The organism is Azoarcus olearius (assembly GCF_001682385.1).
Taxonomy (GTDB): domain Bacteria; phylum Pseudomonadota; class Gammaproteobacteria; order Burkholderiales; family Rhodocyclaceae; genus Azoarcus; species Azoarcus olearius.
Genome location: NZ_CP016210.1, coordinates 2,005,921 through 2,024,573 on the forward strand (window position 1 = coordinate 2,005,921; position 18,653 = coordinate 2,024,573).

Annotated in this window: 20 protein-coding genes; 13 read left to right on the top strand and 7 right to left on the bottom strand. The window is 70.8% G+C overall.

Annotated features, from left to right (window positions below; genetic code table 11):
* Positions 1–10: 10 nt before the first annotated feature.
* Positions 11–2,656: a DNA ligase D gene (ligD, locus tag dqs_RS09290; protein WP_084018368.1), complete on the top strand. Its 2,646-nt coding sequence runs from the start codon at positions 11–13 to the stop codon at positions 2,654–2,656.
* Positions 2,657–2,929: 273 nt separating this feature from the next.
* Positions 2,930–3,619, top strand: a complete 690-nt coding sequence (locus tag dqs_RS09295) for a PEP-CTERM sorting domain-containing protein (protein WP_065340285.1) — start codon at positions 2,930–2,932, stop codon at positions 3,617–3,619.
* Here dqs_RS09295 and dqs_RS09300 read toward each other — a convergent pair.
* From dqs_RS09300 to dqs_RS09320, 5 genes are read right to left on the bottom strand one after another with little or no spacing between them, the layout of a single operon-like run.
* A complete protein-coding gene (locus dqs_RS09300) occupies positions 3,603–4,427 on the bottom strand; it encodes an N-formylglutamate amidohydrolase (protein ID WP_065340286.1) in 825 nt (274 codons plus the stop codon). The genes dqs_RS09295 and dqs_RS09300 overlap by 17 nt on opposite strands.
* A complete protein-coding gene (locus dqs_RS09305; RefSeq protein WP_065340287.1) occupies positions 4,382–5,653 on the bottom strand; it encodes a carboxylate-amine ligase in 1,272 nt (423 codons plus the stop codon). The genes dqs_RS09300 and dqs_RS09305 overlap by 46 nt, the downstream gene beginning before the upstream one ends.
* Entirely contained in the window at positions 5,650–7,119 is a 1,470-nt protein-coding gene (locus dqs_RS09310) for a RimK family alpha-L-glutamate ligase (RefSeq protein ID WP_011765478.1), read from the bottom strand. Before dqs_RS09310 ends, dqs_RS09305 begins: the two co-directional genes overlap by 4 nt.
* A gap of 43 nt (positions 7,120–7,162) precedes the next feature.
* Entirely contained in the window at positions 7,163–7,900 is a 738-nt protein-coding gene (locus tag dqs_RS09315; RefSeq protein ID WP_065340288.1) for a cysteine peptidase family C39 domain-containing protein, read from the bottom strand.
* A gap of 3 nt (positions 7,901–7,903) precedes the next feature.
* On the bottom strand, positions 7,904–8,671 hold the full coding sequence (locus tag dqs_RS09320) for a BON domain-containing protein (RefSeq protein ID WP_065340289.1): 768 nt from the start codon (positions 8,669–8,671) through the stop codon (positions 7,904–7,906).
* Between the two features lie 125 nt (positions 8,672–8,796).
* Here dqs_RS09320 and dqs_RS09325 point away from each other — a divergent pair, with 125 nt between their 5' ends.
* The gene (locus dqs_RS09325; protein WP_065340290.1) at positions 8,797–9,237 is read left to right on the top strand and encodes a CBS domain-containing protein; all 441 of its coding nucleotides are present in this window, start codon (positions 8,797–8,799) and stop codon (positions 9,235–9,237) included.
* 62 nt (positions 9,238–9,299) lie between these two features.
* Here dqs_RS09325 and dqs_RS21025 read toward each other — a convergent pair whose 3' ends face one another.
* Positions 9,300–9,458, bottom strand: coding sequence for a DUF3309 domain-containing protein (locus dqs_RS21025; protein ID WP_011765482.1), 159 nt, complete (start codon positions 9,456–9,458; stop codon positions 9,300–9,302).
* A gap of 295 nt (positions 9,459–9,753) precedes the next feature.
* Here dqs_RS21025 and dqs_RS09335 point away from each other — a divergent pair, with 295 nt between their 5' ends.
* From dqs_RS09335 to dqs_RS09355, 5 genes are all read left to right on the top strand, one after another.
* Complete coding sequence (locus dqs_RS09335; protein WP_041642488.1) at positions 9,754–9,915, top strand: DUF1328 family protein; 162 nt, start codon at positions 9,754–9,756, stop codon at positions 9,913–9,915.
* A gap of 13 nt (positions 9,916–9,928) precedes the next feature.
* Positions 9,929–10,282, top strand: coding sequence for a BON domain-containing protein (locus dqs_RS09340; RefSeq protein WP_011765484.1), 354 nt, complete (start codon positions 9,929–9,931; stop codon positions 10,280–10,282).
* 90 nt (positions 10,283–10,372) lie between these two features.
* The gene (locus tag dqs_RS09345; RefSeq protein ID WP_011765485.1) at positions 10,373–10,696 is read left to right on the top strand and encodes a BON domain-containing protein; all 324 of its coding nucleotides are present in this window, start codon (positions 10,373–10,375) and stop codon (positions 10,694–10,696) included.
* Positions 10,668–12,077 (top strand): phospholipase D-like domain-containing protein, encoded by a 1,410-nt coding sequence (locus tag dqs_RS09350; RefSeq protein ID WP_065340291.1) that lies wholly within the window; start codon positions 10,668–10,670, stop codon positions 12,075–12,077. Before dqs_RS09345 ends, dqs_RS09350 begins: the two co-directional genes overlap by 29 nt.
* 48 nt (positions 12,078–12,125) lie before the next feature.
* Positions 12,126–12,545 (top strand): CopD family protein, encoded by a 420-nt coding sequence (locus dqs_RS09355; protein ID WP_011765487.1) that lies wholly within the window; start codon positions 12,126–12,128, stop codon positions 12,543–12,545.
* Here dqs_RS09355 and dqs_RS09360 read toward each other — a convergent pair.
* A complete protein-coding gene (locus dqs_RS09360) occupies positions 12,542–13,189 on the bottom strand; it encodes a DUF2231 domain-containing protein (RefSeq protein WP_084018373.1) in 648 nt (215 codons plus the stop codon). The two genes, dqs_RS09355 and dqs_RS09360, sit on opposite strands and share 4 nt — an antisense overlap.
* A gap of 51 nt (positions 13,190–13,240) precedes the next feature.
* On the opposite strand from dqs_RS09360, the gene coxB reads away from it, so the two are divergent.
* From coxB to dqs_RS09385, 5 genes are read left to right on the top strand one after another with little or no spacing between them, the layout of a single operon-like run.
* On the top strand, positions 13,241–13,912 hold the full coding sequence (gene coxB / locus dqs_RS09365) for a cytochrome c oxidase subunit II (protein WP_065340292.1): 672 nt from the start codon (positions 13,241–13,243) through the stop codon (positions 13,910–13,912).
* The gene (gene ctaD, locus dqs_RS09370; protein ID WP_065340293.1) at positions 13,909–16,491 is read left to right on the top strand and encodes a cytochrome c oxidase subunit I; all 2,583 of its coding nucleotides are present in this window, start codon (positions 13,909–13,911) and stop codon (positions 16,489–16,491) included. Before coxB ends, ctaD begins: the two co-directional genes overlap by 4 nt.
* A complete protein-coding gene (locus dqs_RS09375; protein ID WP_011765491.1) occupies positions 16,488–16,829 on the top strand; it encodes a hypothetical protein in 342 nt (113 codons plus the stop codon). The genes ctaD and dqs_RS09375 overlap by 4 nt, the downstream gene beginning before the upstream one ends.
* Complete coding sequence (locus dqs_RS09380) at positions 16,820–17,650, top strand: cytochrome c oxidase assembly protein (protein WP_065340294.1); 831 nt, start codon at positions 16,820–16,822, stop codon at positions 17,648–17,650. Before dqs_RS09375 ends, dqs_RS09380 begins: the two co-directional genes overlap by 10 nt.
* Positions 17,647–18,651, top strand: coding sequence for an SDR family oxidoreductase (locus dqs_RS09385; RefSeq protein WP_065340295.1), 1,005 nt, complete (start codon positions 17,647–17,649; stop codon positions 18,649–18,651). The genes dqs_RS09380 and dqs_RS09385 overlap by 4 nt, the downstream gene beginning before the upstream one ends.
* The last annotated feature ends 2 nt before the right edge of the window (positions 18,652–18,653 follow it).

The window sequence follows — 18,653 nt, forward strand, 5'->3', positions numbered from 1 at the left end:
GGGAGACGAGATGAAGGCACACGACAAACGCCGCGACGAAGCGCGCGGCATGAAGCCGGGCGCGATCGCCGCTTTGGCGGAATACGCCCGCAAGCGCGACTTCTCGATCACCGCGGAGCCGCCGGTGCGCGGCGCGCGGCCGCGCGCCGAGGGCGCGCTCGGCTTCGTCGTGCAGAAGCATGCCGCGCGCCGGCTGCACTACGACTTCCGCCTGGAACTCGACGGCACGCTGAAGAGCTGGGCGATCCCCAAGGGGCCGAGCCTGGATCCGCGGGTCAAGCGCCTGGCGGTGCACGTCGAAGACCATCCGCTCGACTACGCCGACTTCGAGGGCCGCATTCCGCAGGGCCAGTACGGCGGCGGCGACGTCATCGTGTGGGACCGCGGGTTGTGGCAGCCGCGCGACCCCGATCCCGCGGCGGCCTACCGCGCCGGCAAGCTCAGCTTCCACCTGCTTGGCGAAAAGCTCTCCGGCGGCTGGACCCTGGTTCGCACCCGCGACGGCGGCAGCGGCGACAAGGCGCAGTGGCTGCTGATCAAGGATGCGGACGGCGCTGCGCGGCCGCAGTCGGACTACGACGTGGTCGTCGCACGGCCCGAGAGCGTATTGACCCACGCCCAACTGCCAGCGCGGCGCGATGCCGCCGGCGCGGCGGGCGGCGAGGGCGCGAAGAAGGCCCGCGTGGCAGCGTTGCGCGGCGACGCCGCGCGCAATCCGGCCTGGATCGCGCCGGAACTCGCCACCGCGGTGGAGGCGCCACCGCCGGGCGAATGGCGCTACGAACTCAAGTTCGATGGCTACCGCATGCTGGCACGGGTGGAAAACGGCCGCGCGCGGCTCTACACCCGCAACCATCACGACTGGACCGCAAAACTGGCACCGCTGCGCGAGGCGGTGGAAAGCCTGGGCGCGGACAGCGCCTGGCTGGACGGCGAGGTGGTGGTGACCGACGCCCACGGCGTGCCCGATTTCCAGGCCCTGCAGAACGCGCTGGAGCTGGGGCGTGACGTGGACCTGCGCTATTTCCTGTTCGACCTGCCCTACCTGGACGGCGAGGACCTGCGCAAGCTGCCGCTGGAAGCGCGCCGAGCCCGCCTGCGCGCACTGCTGGGCGCGCACGACCATCCGCGGCTGGCGTATTCGGAGGACTTTCCGGTGCCGCCGCAGGACATCCTCGCCAGCGCCTGCGAATTGCGCATCGAGGGCGTCATCGGCAAGCGCGCCGGCAGCCCCTACCGTTCGGTCCGCAGCACCGACTGGATCAAGCTCAAATGCCGCCAGCGGCAGGAGTTCGTGATCGTCGGCTACAGCGCACCGCAGGGCGGGCGCCAGGGGTTTGGCGCCTTGCTGCTGGCGGTGCACGACGAAGCCGCGGGCGGGCGCCTGCGCTACGCCGGCAAGGTCGGCAGCGGTTTCAGCGGCGCCAGCCTGAAGGCCTTGCACCAGCGCATGCAGCCACTGCGCCGCCCGACCCCGGCGCTGGCGCTGCCGGTCGATAGCAGCGTCACCCGCGGCGCCACCTGGCTGGAGCCGCGCCTGCTGTGCGAGGTGGCGTTTGCGATGTGGACCCGCGACGGGCTGGTGCGCCATGCGGTGTTCCAGGGCCTGCGCGACGACAAACCCGCCGCCGACGCGGTGCGCGAGCGCGCATTGCCCGCCACCGCCGTGGCGCGCATTCAAGGTGACGGACGCGATGACGAAGACGCGCCGGCGCCGACCGCCAAGGTGCCGTCGAACGGCGTCCGCGCCGGCGCGAGGCGCAGTCCCGGCACGCTCGCGGGCGTTGCGATCAGCAACCCGGACCGCGTCATCGACGCCGCCAGCGGCGTGACCAAGGGCGAACTCGCCACCTTCTACTGCCGCATCGGCGCGCAGCTGCTGCCCCATCTGGCGGGGCGGCCGCTGTCCATCCTGCGCGCGCCCACCGGCATCGACGGCGAACGCTTCTTCCAGCGTCATGCCGACAAGATGTCGATGGCGGGTGTGCATCTGCTGCCGCCCGACCTCGACCCGGACGGCGAGCGCCTGATGATGGTGGATACGCTGGAGGGCGTGGTCGGCGCGGCGCAGATGGGCACGATCGAGTTCCACACCTGGAATGCCACCGCCGACCGCATCGAGCGCCCCGACCGCATCGTGTTCGACCTCGACCCCGACCCCGCGCTGCCGTGGTCGCGCATGGTGGAGGCGACCCGGCTGGTGCTGACGCTGCTGGACGAAATCGGGCTGGATGCCTTCCTGAAGACCAGCGGCGGCAAGGGCATCCACGTGGTGGTGCCGCTCGCGCGGCGGCACGACTGGGAGGCGCTGAAGCAGTTCTCGCGCGCGGTCACCCGGCATCTCGCGCGCATCCTGCCGCAGCGCTTTGCGGACCGCATGGGGCCGCAGAACCGGGTAGGGCGCATCTTCGTTGACTACCTGCGCAACCAGCGCGCGGCGAGCACGGTGTCGGCCTATTCGGTCCGTGCGCGCCCCGGGCTGGCGGTGTCGGTGCCGATCACCCGCCAGGAGCTGGAGCGCATCGACGGTGCCGACCAATGGACGGTGCGCAACCTGCACCAGCGGCTGGCGCGGCTCACCCGCGACCCGTGGGAGGGCTACGCCAACCGCCAGGTGATCAGCGCCGCGATGCGGGCCGCGGTGGCGGCGGACTGACGGTTGGGGTTGGACAGCCGCCGCCTTGAAGGGCGTCCGGCCGGCCCGCGACCGATCGTGCGTGCCGGGCCCGTGGGGCTCTTTCGGGCTGCGTTCATCATCTACCCAAAATGGGATATGGCGACAGGTTCAGCCTCGGGCGGCGTCGGGGCTTTTTACATCGAGTTATCAAACGTTTTTCGGGCGAAGCGCCATTGCTGGTGCCGCCTTTGGTTTCATGACGTTGGTGCAGTAATTGCTACGGCTGACTCCATTTCTTCTGGAGCCCGAACAATGACAACCAACCTCAGAATTGCGTCGCTCCTCCTTGCCAGCGCCGCAGGATTGACTGCGCTCCCGGCAGCAGCAAATGTGATTGCACCCGGCGCGTATCACTACTCCGGCTCGGTCGGGGTCAACGTGACCGACGAGGTTATCGGCTCGTCGATAACGAGCAGATTTTTCGGTTACGACACGCCGGGCTTCTACACCTTTACGTTCTCGTTCGACGTCGACACGACAGGGGCTACCTTCATTCCCGGCGGCCAGTCGCTCGGTTTCGATGTTGCGTTCTCAACGGACGTCTACGGCGTGGACGCTTCGAGAATTTCCAACTTCCAGGCGTCGTTCGGCACCAGGACGTGGGGTCTGAATGACCTCGTCTCCTATCACTTCGTCAGCGGCGGTCAAACGGCGAGTATCTGGTTCGCACCGGATGTTGGAAACGCGTCCGCGCTGCTGTTCCGGGGGATTTCGGGCGGCGATATTTTCGAAGTCGGCGCCCCGGTGTGTTTCGCTCCGAACGATTGCGCCTTGAGATCCGACATTGCCTTCTTTTACGACGACGCGTTTGCCGAGTCGCAGGCCGTCAGCTTCTCGATCCGCCCGCTGGAGCAGGCGAACCCGGTTCCCGAACCGGAGAGCCTGCTGCTCATCGGTCTCGGTCTTGCCGGTCTCGCGCTCAGATTCAGGACATCTGGTTGACGCCCGGACGGGAAGCGCCCGCCGCCCGCATCTCACCCGTAGTCCGCCCCACCGCCTGCAACAGCGCCGCGACGATGTCCGCGCGCAGCGCGGTCCACTGCGGCCCGCCGGCGGTGGCGTGGCGCTGGTTCACTTCCAGTTCCACGCCGAGGTAGCGGCTGCCGTCGTGATGGCGGCGCAGCCAGGTGCAGAAGCCGTCGGAGCGGCCGGCGTAGGGGTAGTTGCGCCTTAGCCGCAGCGCCGGGTTGCGCAGTTGCAGGGCTTCCAGCCAGCGCTCGCACAGCGCCGCCTCGGCGGGGCGGCGCGGGTCGTACAGGAAGCCGACATCCGCGTTGCGCACCCGGCCGTCCAGCACCGGGGTGAAGCTGTGGCTGGAGATGTGCACCACCTGGCCGTGCTGGCGCACGCCGTTGTCCACGCTCTGTTCCACATCCAGCCGGTAGGGCTGGTAATGGTGGGCCTGCACTTCGGCGCGCAGCGCGGGCGGCATCGTGCGGCTGATCGCCGAGAAGCGCGCCGGGTTGGTGGGGGAACGGTTGAGGTCCACCAGCAGCCGGCTGGTGGCGGACCACAGCAGTGGCGCATGCAGCGCGTCGGCCAGTTCGCGTGCCAGCGCCAGCGCGCCGGGGTCGTAGCCGCGGTGGCCGGCGAGCAGGCCGTCGTGCTGGGCGAAGTATTCGCGGTAGGGCTCCGGGATCTCGCGTCCGCCGTGTTCGCAGGTGACCAGGAAGGCGGAGGTCGGCGGGATCGGGGCCGGCGCGTTCAGACCACGCGCGGGCCGGTGAAGAGGCGGTTGTCGAGCAGGCATTCGCACAGTTCCCCGTAGACGGCGCGCAGGCGGCCGGGATCGTCGTCGAGGGCGCTCGCCAGCCGGCGCGCGAGCGGCCCGCGCTGCAGGAACAGCTGCAGCGGTGGATGGAGCGGCGCGGGCAGCTGGCCGGAGGCGTCGAGCCGGTCGAGCAGCCGGCCCCAGAGTTCGCCCGCGCTCAGCCCGCCGCCGTTGCCGAGGCCGAACAGCGCGAGATAGTCCGGATGTTCGATCCGCGCCTGATCGGCGTCGCGGATGCAGCGCTCGAAGATATCCACCAGCACCGGCGTGTCGACCAGCGCGTCGGCGTTGGCGCAACGGTGGTCGTAGAGGTGGCGCACCAACCCGGCGGAGGCCGCGGCCACGGCGACGTCCGCCAGCGGGCATTCCTGCGTGTCGAGCACGCGGATCTCGATGGCGCTGCGTTCGAAGCGCGGCACCGCGGCGCGCGCGTTGAGCCATTCGTGGCGCAGCTCGCTGGCGTCGCCCTTGCAGCGCACCGCGCCGTATTCCGCCACCTGGCGGTACATCGGCGCCAGCACCAGTGCGTGGTAGTCCGCCGCGGTGGCGATCGGCTCGGGGATGCAGTCGCCCATCGAGGCCGGCACCAGGCGCTGATGGTCGCGGTACATCAGCAGCCGGGTGTCGAGTACGCCGCTCGGGCGCTTGTCCGCCCACGGCGAACTCGCCGCCAGCGCCGGCAGTATCGGCAGCGCCAGCCGCACCGCGGCATGCAGGCGGCCGAATTCCTCGTCGCCGGAGAAGGGCAGGTTCAGATGCACGCTCTGCAGATTGCCCCAGCCGTGGCGGCGGCAGTCGAAGATGCGGTCGTAGCAGGCGTAGAGCGCGGCGCGGTCCTGCGTCCACAGCCGGGTTTCGGTGGAGGGCTCCATCCACGGGTGCATGCCGCCGGGCATCAAGCGCGCGTCCATGCCGGCCAGCAGCTCGGCGGCGGCGCGCACCTCGCGATGGAAGGCGTCGACAAGCGGCGCCAGCGTGGGCGAGGGCGCCCGGTTCTTGATTTCGAACACGTGCAGCGCCAGCTCGTTGGACCACCCCATCTCGCCGCGCACCACGTCGGCCACCGCCTCGCCGGCGCCGGCGTACAGCAGGCGGTCGGCGATCGGCTTCACGTCGAGGTGGAGCCGGTCGACGATCATGTATTCGATTTCGAGGCCGTAGCCGGCGAAGGCCGGCAGCGCCGCGGGGGCCGCGTCGTTCTTCATGCGTCGCCTCCTTCGCGCCGGCGCTCCAGCCGGCGCAGGAATACCCCCATCACCTCGCGGTAGAGCGCGTCGCGCAGCACGCCGTCCTCGTTGCCCGCATCCACGTTGGGGTTGTCGTTGATCTCGATGATGCAGCAGCGGTTGCCGATCTGCTTGATGTCCACGCCGTAGAAGCCGTCGCCGATCAGATTGGCCGCGGTCAGCGCGAGTTCCACCACGTCCTCCGGCGCCTCGCCCACCGCCAGCGCTTCGGTGCGGCCCTCGCGGTGCTCCGGCGCGGCGCTGTGGTTCATGATCTGCCAGTGGTCCTTGGCCATGTAGTACTTGCACACGAAGACCACCCGGCGGTCGAGCACGCCCACGCGCCAGTCGAACTCGGTGGGCAGCCATTCCTGCGCCACGATCAGGTCCGACTTGTCCAGCAGCGCACCCACCTTCTCGCGCAGCTCGGCCTCGGTTTCCACCTTGTCCACGCCGGACGAGAACGAGCTGTCGGGCTGCTTCAGCACGCAGGGCAGCGCCAGCAGCGGCGCCACCTGGTCGATGTTGTCGCGGTGGATCAGCAGCGTGCGCGGCGCGGGCAGGTTGTGGTGCGCGAGCATTTCGGCGAGGTAGACCTTGTTGTTGCACTTCAGGATCGAGTCGGGGTCGTCGATCACCACCAGCCCTTCACCCTGGGCGCGGCGCGCGAAGCGGTAGGTGTAGTGGTGCACGAAGGTGGTGTCGCGGATGAAGAGCGCGTCGAACTCGGGCAGCCGGCCGAAATCGCCCGGCGTGATGAACTCCACCCGCATCCCGAGCGCGGCGCCGGTTTCGGCGAACTTGGCCAGCGCCGCCGGGTTGGAGGGCAGGTTGCGCCCCTCCGGGTTGTGCAGGATCGCCAGGGCGTATTCCTCCTGAGGGCGGCGGTCGGCCAGCCGCGCGCGCGCGGCGAAGTGGGTGGCCGCAGCTTCATAGACGAAGTTGCGGTGCGTCTCCGAAAGCTCGCCGATGCCCACCAGGCGGATGCTGCGCGTGTGCCAGTGCCCGCCCGCGCGTTCGAAGCGCACCCGCAGCAGCGGCGCCTGCAGCAGCTGGAACAACTGGTCCGCGAGCACGTTGTAACGCTGCGCCAGGTTGCGACCGAAATACACGCTCAGTTCGAAGCGGTCCGCCTTCAACGGCGCCAGGGTCTGTTCGACCAGCTGGTTGAGCCGCGCGGTGAGCACCTGCACCAGGTTCTGCGACTGCAGGTCCTCGATGGTGCCGGCGCGCGGCCACGGCTTGTGGCCGCGCGCTTCGGCCAGCAGCGAGACGTAGTAGCCCAGGCTCTGGTAGCGGTAGGAACGGCACAGGTTGAACACCCGCGCCGGGCGTTCCTCGGCGAAGGCGGGGTCGGTGAGGTAGCTGCGGGCGGGGACCACGTTGATGCTGCCCCCGCCCGGGGGCCAGTCCCCGGGGTCATCGACGACGATCAGCGTAGTCACGATGCGGTCCTCGCGGCGCTGTCGCGGGCGTGCGGATGCAGGCTCATGGAGCGGTCTCCTCGGGCCGGCGGCGCGGCGCCAGCACCAGCAGGTTGGCATCGTGGGTGACGATGCCGAGCAGGATGGCGTTGAACACGCGGTCCATGCGGATCCAGTAGTCGCGTGTGCCGCCGTAGGGGTGGGGACCGTAGGGGTCGGCGACCAGCAGCTTGCGTTCGCCGCGGTCGTAGCCCGCCAGCACCACGAAGTGGCCGGAGGGGGTGCCGCGCAGGTCGTCGACGATGTCGGTGGGACCGTACTCGCGCGCGACCCGGTACAGGAAGGTGGAACTCAGCCCGGTGATGATCGGGTGGCGGCGGCGCAGCATGCCGCGGATCAGCGGCGGCGACAGGTCGGTAAAGCGCAGCTTGCCGCCCAGCCGCAGGAATTCCAGATAGCCCTCGGTGACGTGGGCGATGCGCGGGTCGTCCTTCACCGCCAGTTGCGCGCGCAGGCGCTCGGCAATGTCGAGCCGGCGGCGGAACCAGGTGGGGTCGAACACGGTGAGGTTGTAGGTGTAGATGGTGGCTTCGAAGCCGTGGGTCAGCGCGTCGCACGCCAGGAACACCGCGAAGGTGCCGCCGTGCTCCAGCGCGCGGGTGCGGCCGATCACGTCCTCCAGCGCCACGTCGCTGCCCCAGTAGCGATACACCGCGTGCAGGCAGGTGGGCCCGCAGGTGGTCTCGGTGGGCTGGGGCAGCATGTGCAGCGGCAGATGCAGCGCGGGCGGCAGCCGGGCCATGCGTCAGCTCCCGGTGGGCGAGGTGGCGGCGCCGCCCGCGATCTCTTCGGCGGTTGCGGGCTCCGGTTCCGGCTCCGGCTCGCGCAGCGGAATGTCCTCGGGATCGTTCGGCTCGTGTTCCGGCACCGGGTCGGGCGCGGGGTTGGGCTGCGGGTCGGGCCGGTGGGCGCGCGCGCCGGATGCGAGCGACAGCAGCGACAGCGCCACCCACAGCGCGCGCAGCCGCGGCGACAGCGCCAGCGCGGTGACCGTGCCGACGCTCCACAGCGCCGCCATCAACGGCGCCGGCAGACGATGGCTGCGGCGCAGCCGCCCTTCGCCCTGCAGCTGCGGCACCTGGCCCGCTTCGAGGTGGCGTTGCAGCTTGTCTTCCACGGTGCTGACGCCCGGCATCAGCGCGATGTCCTCGATCACGCCGTTGGCCTCGTGCGCCAGCACATGGCCGCGCAGCACGACCGCGCCGCCGTGCACTTCGATATGGATGGCGCCCGGGTGGGTGCAACTGCGGCCCAGCCGCGCGCGCAGCCGGGTGGCCAGATGTTCGTCCGGCGGCGTGCCGCGCCCGAGTGCCGCGGTTTCGGCATACAGCCCGCGCATGCCGTCGCGCGTGCGGCGGCGTCCGGTGTCGATGCGGTGGCGGGCTTCGCGCCGCAGGCGGGAGCCGCGCTGGCCGATTTCGGCGCGGCGCGCCCGGCCACGGTCGGGATCGAGGTAGTACATCGCGGTGGCGCCCAGCGCGAGCGCACCGAGCGTGGCGAGAGGCTGGTTCATCGTCGTTCTCCACTCAAGGTCGTTCCCGCCTTCCGCAAATCGCGTGCCCTGGCCCGGCGCGCCACGGGTACGGGGTTTGCAGCCCACTTGCAGAGCAGGACGACCCTGCCGAAGGAGGACAAATCATGCTGGTACGCGACGCAATGACCCCGGATGTACGGATGGTGACCCCGAACCAGAGCATTCACGATGCCGCCCGCCTGATGGCGGAGTGGGACGTCGGCTCCTTGCCCGTCGGCGAGGACGACCGCCTGGTCGGCATGCTCACCGACCGCGACATCACCATCCGCGCGGTGGCGGCGGGGCGCTCGCCCGAGACGCCTGTGCGCGAGGTGATGAGCCGCGACGTGAAGTACTGTTTCGACGACGACGAGGTGGAAAGCGTGGCCCACAACATGGGCGAGGTGCAGTTGCACCGGCTGGTGGTGCTGGACCACGACAAGCGCATGGTGGGCATCGTCGCGCTGGCGGACATCGCGCAGTGCGAGGGCGCCGAGCCGGCCGGCGCCGCGGTGTGCGGCATCTCGGAACCCACCCATGGGGCCGCCTCGCGCTCCATGTCCTGATCCGCCCGATGAAAGCCGCCCCTGCGCCCGGTGCTGCAGGGGCGGTTTGCGTTCACGGGGCGCTAGATCCTGCCCATCAGGAACAGCACCAGCACGATCACGAGGATCACCCCGAGCAGGCCGCTCGGGCCGTAGCCCCAGCCGCTGCTGTAGGGCCAGGAAGGCAGTGCGCCGATCAGCAGCAGCACCAGGACGATCAGAAGAATGGTCGAGACGGTCACGGTAGTCCCCTTGCCAAAGCGGCCGGACGGCCGCGATGGCGGGGAAAGCGCAGCTTTCGTGCCCGGCCCGGCGAATTCCGCCAAGGCGGGCGGGGCGCGGACGGCTGTAATTGTTACCGCGCCCATAGCAGTTTTTTCAGCCGGTGCAAGTCATGCCGCAGCGCGGAAAAAACGCCAAAAACGCGCTTCAAAGCAGGCTGATCGCGGAAAAATCGGCGCAAATCGGGATGCGGCACGCAGATTGCTGCCCTTGTGGTCACCCAGAACGGGCGATGGCCCATACAGGAGGTGCCACATGCTGCGCTATTCAGTGATTTTCCTGATCATCGCGATCATCGCCGCCGTGTTTGGCTTCGGTGGCATCGCCGCCGGGGCGGCCGAGATCGCAAAGATCCTCTTCTATCTCTTCCTGGTGATTTTCCTGGTGTCGCTGGTGCTGGGAATGATCAGGCGATGACGGGGGCAAGCCGATGAAACCCACGCGCATCCCCCTTGCCCTTGCCTGCGCCGCGACCCTCGTGCTCGCCGCTTGCGGCGAGCCGAGTGGCGTCGAACGCGGGGTGACGACGGCTGCCGAGAACGGCGGTTCGCCGCTGACCGTGCGTGCCGACGATGCGGCACTGAAGGCCCGCGTCAATGCGGCGCTGGCGGCGGACGAAAAGGTCGAGGCCAAAGCCATCACCGTCACCGTCAATCGCGGCGAGGTGAAGCTGGACGGGGTCGTGCCCGCCGACCAGATCACCCGCGCCGACGCCATCGCCCGCGACATCAGCGGCGTCCAGGTAGTCATCAATGCATTGCGTCCGGCCCAGCCCTCCTCCTGAGGACGGCCGTCGCTGCAGAGGGTGTGCGGAGCGCTTCCCAGGGGAAACACGCGCCGCGCCGATTTTTTCACCGACCGGAGGACCATAACCATGATGAACAGACGATCCATGCTCGGTGCCGCGTTTGCGGCGTTCGCCCTGCCGCTGGTAGCGGCCTGCACGCCGACACGCTCGCAACAGTCGGCAGGCGAATACATCGACGACGCGACCATCACCGCCAAGGTGAAGGCCGCGCTCGCCGACAACCCCAATGTGAAAGCGCGCGAGGTGAACGTGGAAACCTTCCGCGGCACCGTGCAGCTCAGCGGCTTCGTAGCCACCCAGGCCGAATCGCGGGCCGCGGTGGAGGCGGCGCGTTCCGTCAAGGGCGTGCAGGCCGTGCAGAATGACATCAGGATCAAGACGGCGCCGTAAGACGCCGCGCCTCGTCCTCTGCCTCGCGGTGCTGCTGGCGGCCTGCGTCAGCGGTCCGGCGGTCGATCTGCCGGACGCCGGCGCCGCGGTGCCGCTGGCGGCGGTGCGGGTGGAGGACGAACGTGGCCCCTTGGGCGCTGCGCGCGCACAGGCCGCCATCCAGCGCATCGCGCGCGAGGATGCGTCCGGCCTGCTGCGCCATCACCTCACCCATGTCGAAGGCGCCGTGACCCAGCCGCTGGTGCTCGGCAACGACGCCCATCTCCTGATCGACGGCCCGCAGACCGAGGCCGCCATGTTCGCCGCGATCGGCGCGGCACGCCGCTCGGTGGACATCGAAACCTACATCCTGGAAGCGGAGGGCGCGGGCGCGAGACTTGCCGCGCTGCTCGAAAAACGCCGCGCCGAGGGCATCCGGGTGCGGGTGCTGTACGACAGCGTCGGGTCGCTGGCGACCCCGCGCGAGTACTTCGACCGCCTGCGCGCCGTCGGTGTCGCGGTGTGCGAATTCAACCCGGTCAATCCGCTGCAACTGCAGCGCCACAGCCGGCTCAACATCAACAACCGCGACCATCGAAAGCTGATGGTGGTGGACGGTAGCACCGCTTTCACCGGCGGCATCAACATCAGCGCGGTGTACAGCTCCGGCTCCTTCAGCCGCAAGAAGCGCGCGCCGCCCGATCCCAAGGCCGGCTGGCGCGACACCCACGTGATGGCGCGCGGCCCGGTCGCGATGCAGTTCCAGCAGCTGTTCGACGACGCATGGCGCACCCAGGGCTGCCACCCGGCGGACTCCGGCCTGCGCGAAGCCGCCGCACCTGCCCGCGCCGGGAACATGGCGATGCGCACGGTGGCGGCCGATCCGCTGATGGAACGCAGCGAACTCTACGTGGCGCTGCTGTCGGCGATCGACCACGCGCGCCGGCGGGTGTGGCTGACCTACGGCTATTTCGTGCCGGACGAGCGCACCGTGGCGGCGCTGCAGTCGGCCGCCGGCCGCGGCGTGGATGTGCGCATGGTGCTGCCGGGCTTCAGCGATTTCTGGGCGCCCTTCCATGCCGGGCGCTCGCACTACAGTGCGCTGCTTGAAGCCGGGGTGCGCATCTACGAGCGCCGCGACGCGCTGCTGCATGCCAAGACCGCGGTCATCGACGGGGTGTGGTCCAGCGTGGGCTCCACCAACCTCGACTGGCGCAGCTTCGTGCACAACTTCGAGGTGGATCTGCTGGTGCTCGACGGCGACTTCGCCGACGAGCTGGAGCAGCTTTTCCGCATGGACATGGACGCCTCGCACGAGGTGAGCGCGCGCGAATGGAAACGGCGCGACATCGGCACCCGGATGCTGGAGTGGTTCGCGCGGCGCTGGGAGTACCTGCTGTGAGGCGTGCGGGCCGCGACGGCCGCGCGCGGATGACCGGAGGCGGGCGCGATGACCTTGCTGAAAGCCTTGCACCTCGGCGCGCTGATCTGCTGGTGCGGCAGCCTGTTGTACCTGCCGGCGCTGGTGGCGGCGGCGCGCGCGGCCCCCGCGGCGCTGGAACGCGACGGCTACCGCCGCTGCGCGCGCCAACTCTTCGTCGTCGGCCTGACGCCCGCGGCGCTGGTCGCGATCATGAGCGGCACCGGGCTGTTTCTTGCCCAAGGCAACACCGCGCTGTGGCTGGTGGCCAAGCTGGGTGCGGTGGCCGGCATGGCGGTGTGCCACGTGCTGTGCGGCGCGCTGGTGCTCAACAGCGAACAGACGACACCGCGCGCGTGGTCGGCACCGGCGGCGTGCCACGCGGTCACGGCCGCCGCGGCCGGCTTCATCGGGCTGGCGCTGTGGCTGGTGCTGGCCAAACCGTTCTAGGGCGCGCTGCCCGGATGGTGTTGCACGCCCACCGCATGCTCGTACACGAGACGTCCGCCCAGCCAGCTCGCCAGCGCGATCAGCAGCGCGGTCAGCAGCGTCAGCGCGAGCGCGGCGAGCGCCGGGCCGGTGTCCAGCGCGGTGCCGGGCGCGACACCGGCGTCCGGCCCGGGCGAGCGGTAGCGCAGCAGCCAGTTCAGCGATGCGAGCGCGAGCATCATCACCGCCATCACCGCATGGCACCACGCGGTGATCTTGGCGCGGATGCGCGCCACCGTGAGCAGGTCGATCAGCCCGGTGACGCTCGCGATCCAGCCGCCGAAGGCGCCCACCCCCGCCAGCCACAGGCCGGCGCGCGCCCAGAAGGGGTCGGCGGACATCCACCACGCGAGATCGGCGCCCACCAGCGCGATCAGCGCCGCGACCGGAAAGTGGATCAGCATCGGATGCAGCGGGTGGCCGCCCAGCGCGGCGCGGCTGACGATGGGTTCGGGCAGCGGGGGCGGGTGGTCCGCGGCGGGGTCGGCCGATACCGGCCCCTGCGGCGCGGGCGGCAGCGGACCCACCGGCGTGCCGTCGTGCGGGGGGGCCTCGGTGGGCGGTGCGGCGGCTGCGGGCGGGGCGGTTTCGGCGGGATCGGGCATCGCGGTCTCCTGGGCGGGCGCTGGGGTGCGCGTTTGCAGGGGGGCCTCGCAATGCTCGTTCCCGTGCTTGCCGGCTGCACCGGCGTGCAGTCCGCGCTGGAGCCGGCGGGGCCGGCGGCATACGAGGCCGCGCGGCTGTGGTGGGGGATGCTGATCGTCGCCACCGTGGTGCTGGTGGGCGTGGTCGGGCTGTGGCTGCACGCGCTGCGGCGCAGCCCTGCATCCGACCCGGACCCCGCGCACGAGCGGCGGATCGCGCGGCGCTGGCTGATACTGGGGGGCCTGCTGCTGCCGGGCGCCAGCATCGCGGCGCTGCTCGCGTTTGGCGTGCCGGCCGGCCAGCGCATGCTGCTCGCGGGCGAGGCCGGCGCGCCCGCGCTGCGCATTGAGGTGACCGGCCGCCAATGGGGCTGGGACGTGCATTACCCCGAAGCCGGAGTGCGCCTGCGCGACCGCCTGCAGCTGCCGGTGGGCCGTACCGTTGAGCTGCAACTGCGCAGCGAGGACGTCATCCACTCCTTCTGGGTGCCACGGCTGGCCGGCAAGCTGGACCTGATCCCCGGGCGCACCAATGTGCTGCGCCTGCGCGCCGATGAGCCGGGCGTGTTCCGCGGCCAGTGCGCCGAATACTGCGGCAGCGGGCATGCAGGCATGGCGCTGGCGGTCGAGGCCCAGCCCGAAGCGGCCTTTGCCGCCTGGCTGGCGGCGGAGGCTGGGCGGTGAGCACCGAGCCGCTTCCGGCGGCCGGCGCCGGCCCGGCCTCTGCCGCCGACGCGGTGGCCGAGGCCGAACGCCTGCACGACGCCTTCAACGCGGTATGGGGCAACCCCGGCGGCTGGCGCGCGCTCACCATCGTCAATCACACCACCGTGGGCTTGCGCTTCCTGCTGACCGGGCTCGGCTTCTACGTGGTCGGCGGCATCCTCGCGATGCTGGTGCGCAGCCAGCTTGCGCTGCCTGGCCATGCCTTTATGACGCCCGAGGTGTATGCGCAGGTGTTCACCATGCACGGCACGGTGATGATGTTCCTGTTCGCGGTGCCGATGATGGAGGGGCTGGCGGTCTATCTGCTGCCCAAGATGCTGGGTGCGCGCGACCTGGTGTTTCCGCGCCTGTCCGCGCTCGGCTACTGGTGCTACCTGTTCGGCGGGCTGATCCTGGTCTCCAGCCTCTTTCTCGGCCTCGCGCCGGACGCGGGCTGGTTCATGTACGTGCCGCTGGCCGGCAGCACCTACACGCCGGGCCCGAATTCGGACTTCTGGCTGCTCGGCATCACCTTCGTCGAAATCTCCGCGGTATCGGCCGGGGTGGAGCTGGCGGTGTCCATCCTGCGCGCCCGCGCGCCCGGCATGTCGCTGGAGAAGATGCCGCTCTACGCCTGGTACATCCTGGTGATGGCGCTGATGATCGTGGTCGGCTTTCCGCCGCTGATCCTCGGCAGCATCCTGCTGGAACTGGAACGCGCCGCCGGCATGCCCTTCTTCGAGGTCGCGCGCGGTGGCGACCCGGTGCTATGGCAGCACCTGTTCTGGCTGTTCGGCCATCCGGAGGTGTACATCATCTTCCTGCCGGCGGCGGGCATCGTGTCCACGCTGCTGCCGGTGTTCGCGCGGCGGCCGGCGGTGGGGCACGCCTGGGTGGTGGTCGCGGTGGTCAGCACCGGCTTCATCAGCTTCGGGCTGTGGGTGCACCACATGTTCACCGTCGGTATCCCGCAGCTCGCGCAGGCCTTCTTTTCGGCCGCCAGCATGCTGGTGGCGGTGCCCACCGGCGTGCAGGTGTTCTCGTGGATCGCCACGCTGTGGCTGGGGCGGCCGGTGTTCCACGTGCCCATGCTGTGGCTCACCGGCTTTCTGGTCATCTTCGTCGCCGGCGGGCTCACCGGCGTGATGCTGGCGCTGGTGCCCTTCGACTGGCAGGTGCACGACAGCCAGTTCGTGGTCGCCCACCTGCATTACGTGCTGGTGGGCGGCATGCTGTTTCCGCTGGTGGCGGGGCTGTATTACTGGCTGCCGCATTTCTCCGGCCGGCTGCCGTCGGCGGCGCTCGGGCGCACCGGCTTCTGGCTGGTGTTCATCGGCTTCAACCTCACCTTCCTGGTGATGCACTGGACGGGCCTGCTGGGCATGCCGCGCCGGGTGCACACCTACGAAACCGGGCTGGGCTGGGATGGCCCCAACCTGCTGTCGTCGATCGGCAGCTTCGTGATGGCGGCCGGCATCGTCGCGGTGCTGTGCGACATCGTGCTGCACTTCCGCTACGGCGCGCGCGCGCGGCCCAATCCGTGGAATGCGGGCACCCTGGAGTGGGCCACCGCGACCCCGCCCAGCCCGTACAACTTCGTCAGCCTGCCGGCGGTGCAGGACCGCCACCCGCTGTGGTCCAACCCCAGCCTGGGCGACGACCTTGCCCGCGGGCGCGGCGGGCTGGCGCTGATCGACCATGGCCGGCGCGAAACCTGGGGCACCGACCCGGCGAGCGGCGCGGTGCGCGAGATCATCCACCTGCCTGGCAACAGCTGGCTGCCCTTTGCGGCCGCGCTGCTGATCGGCGGCGTCTGCATCTGCCTGCTGCTGCGCGCCTATCCGCTCGCGGCGGCGTTTACGGTCGGGTCGCTGGCGGTGCTGCTGCGCTGGTCGTGGGAAAACGGCACGCATCCGCTCGCCTCGCCCGACGCGCGCACGGCGCCGGGCGACCCGCCGCTGCATTCGCGCACCTTCGACGGCCCCGGGCTATGGGGCATGGCGCTGACGCTGCTTGCCAACGGCGCGCTCTACCTGTCGCTGCTGTTCGGCTGGCTGTACTTGTGGACCGTGGCGCCCGCATGGCAGGCGCCGCCGCCGGACCACGGGCTTGCGGCGGGCAAGGGCGCGGGGCTGTTGCTGGCGGCCGCGCTCGCGCTCAGCGCCGGCACGCTGGTGCTGCGCCGCGCGGTGGCGCGGCTGCGCGCCGGCATCGGCCGCGGCCTGGGCGCGCTGCTGGCGCTGGCGGCACTGTTCGGCCTCGTCCATTGCGGGTTGCTCGCGGGCGTGTTCTCCGCGGCCGGGCTGGCGCCAACCAAGACCGCCCACGACGCGGTCAGTGCGGTGATGCTGGGCTACGCGCTCGTCCACGGTGCGCTCGCGGCGCTGCTGGCAGCCTTGCAGGCACTACGCGTGCGCTTTGGCTATGTCGGCATCGAAGCGCCTTACGAGCCGCTGGTGGTGAGCCAGTGGTGGCACTACAGCGCGGTGACGCTGTGGGCCAGCTACGCCGCGCTGGTGTGGTTTCCCGCCGTGTGGGGCATGGGAGGCGGGGCGTGAGGCCGCCGCCCTTCCATCCGCTGCATCTCGCGCTCGGGCTGGGCTGGTGGGCGCTGTGGTTCGTGGCGCTGTACGGCGGGCTGGCGCTGGCCTGCGCGCGCGCGCCGGGCGAGGCGGGCGGCGGCGGGCTCAACACCGCCTTCCTGCTGTTCACCGTGGGCGCGGCGCTGCTGCCGGCGCTGTACGCACGCGGCTGCTGGCGCGCCGCGCGCCGCGCCGACCAGGAACCGGCCGGCGGGCGCTTTCTCGCCCGCGTGGGAGCCGCGCTCCATCTCGCGGCCTTGCTGGCGATGCTGTTCGTCGGCCTGCCGCTGCTGGAGCTGCCGGCATGTCGCTGAGCGCTGCGTTGATCCTGCTGCTGGCCGCGCCGTCTGCGCTGGCGCACACGCCCTTCGCCGCGGACCTGTTGCCCTGGGACCGGGTGCCGCTGTTGATCGGCGCGGTGGCGATGGCGACCGGCTGGCTGCGCTATTGCCGCGGCGCGCGCCGGGTGGCGCCGCGCCCGGGCGCCGCCGCGTGCTTTCATGCGGGCATGGTGGTGGCGGCGTTTTCCGCTTTCGGTCCGCTGGATGACTGGGCCGAAACCGATGCGGCCTGGCACATGGTGCAGCACATGGCCTTCATGGTGGTGGTGGCGCCGCTGTGGGCCTTTGCGGCGCCACTACCGCAGTGGCGCGCGGCCGGCGCCGAGCTGCTGCGTCCGCTGTGGCGCCATCTAGCCCGGGTGGCGGCCCATCCGCGCGCGGCGGCGCTGCTGCACGGGGTGACGATCTGGCTGTGGCACATGCCCGCGCTGTACGTGCTGGCGCTGGAATCCCCCTGGTGGCACGCGGTGGAGCACGTCGCCTTCCTGTTTACCGCGTGGCTGTTCTGGTGGGCGGTGCTGCGCGCCAGCCCGCGCGACCTGGGTGCCGCGCTGCTGGCCGTGGGCGTGACGCTGATGCACACCGGCCTGCTCGGCGCGCTGCTGACTTTCGCGACGCAGTCCTTCTACGGCGCCGGGCGCAGCGTGGAGGCGCAGCAACTGGCGGGGCTGATCATGTGGGTGCCGGGCTCGCTGTTCTACCTTGCGGCGGGCGGCTGGCTGGTGTGGCGGCGGTTTGCGCGCACGGCGGAAGCGACGGCGGCGGTGTCGCCGCAAGCAGGAGAGGGGCGATGACAGCGCCGATCGTGGTGGTGACAGGGGGATCGGCCGGCGTCGGGCGTGCCGTGGCACTGACGTTTGCGCGCCATGGCTGGCGCGTGGCGGTGCTGGCGCGCGGCGAGGCGCGCCTGGACGACGCCTGCGCGCAGATCCGCGCGCTGGGCGCCGAGGCCATGAAGCTGGTGGCCGACGTCGCCGACCCCGCGCAGGTGGAAGCGGCCGCCGACGAGGTGGAGCGCCGCTGGGGGCCGATCGCGGTGTGGGTGAACAACGCAATGGCCACGGTGTTCGGCGACCTTGCGCGCGTGCCGGCGGCGGACTTCCGGCGCGCGACCGAAGTGACCTACCTCGGCGCGGTATGGGGGACGCAGGCCGCACTGCGCCACATGCGGCCCCGCAACCAAGGTTGCATCGTGCAGGTCGGGTCGGCGCTGGCCTACCGCTCGATCGCGCTGCAGTCCGCCTATTGCGGCGCCAAGTCGGCGTTGCGCGGCTTCACCGATGCGCTGCGGCTGGAACTGCTGCATGCGCGCAGCGCGGTGCGGGTGACGATGGTGCACCTGCCGGCCTGCAACACGCCGCAGTTCGACTGGAGCCGCAACTACATGGACGGGCGCCCGCGCCCGCTGGGCTGGGTCTATCCGCCGGACTGGGTCGCGCGCGCCATCTATCGCGCCGCGGCGGGAAGCCGGCGCGAACGCTGGGTGGGTCTGCCGGCGGCCTTGGCCATCGTCGGCGCGCGTTTTGCGCCCGGCTGGTTCAAGCACACGCTGGCCGAACAGACCTGGCACGGCCAGCTTGAGGAGGAGGGGGCACGCGGCGCGGCACAGCAGGCGCCCGACAACCTCTTCGCGCCTGCACCCGGGTGCCAGCGCGCGGAGGGTCGATTCGGCCGCGAGGCGCAGGCGACGCGGGCCCGGCTGGTGGCGGGGCGCCTGCTGGCGCTCGGCGCGCTGCTGGTGGGGGCGAGCCGGCTGCTGGCGCGGACGGCCCGGCAGCGCGACGGCGGCGGATGAGG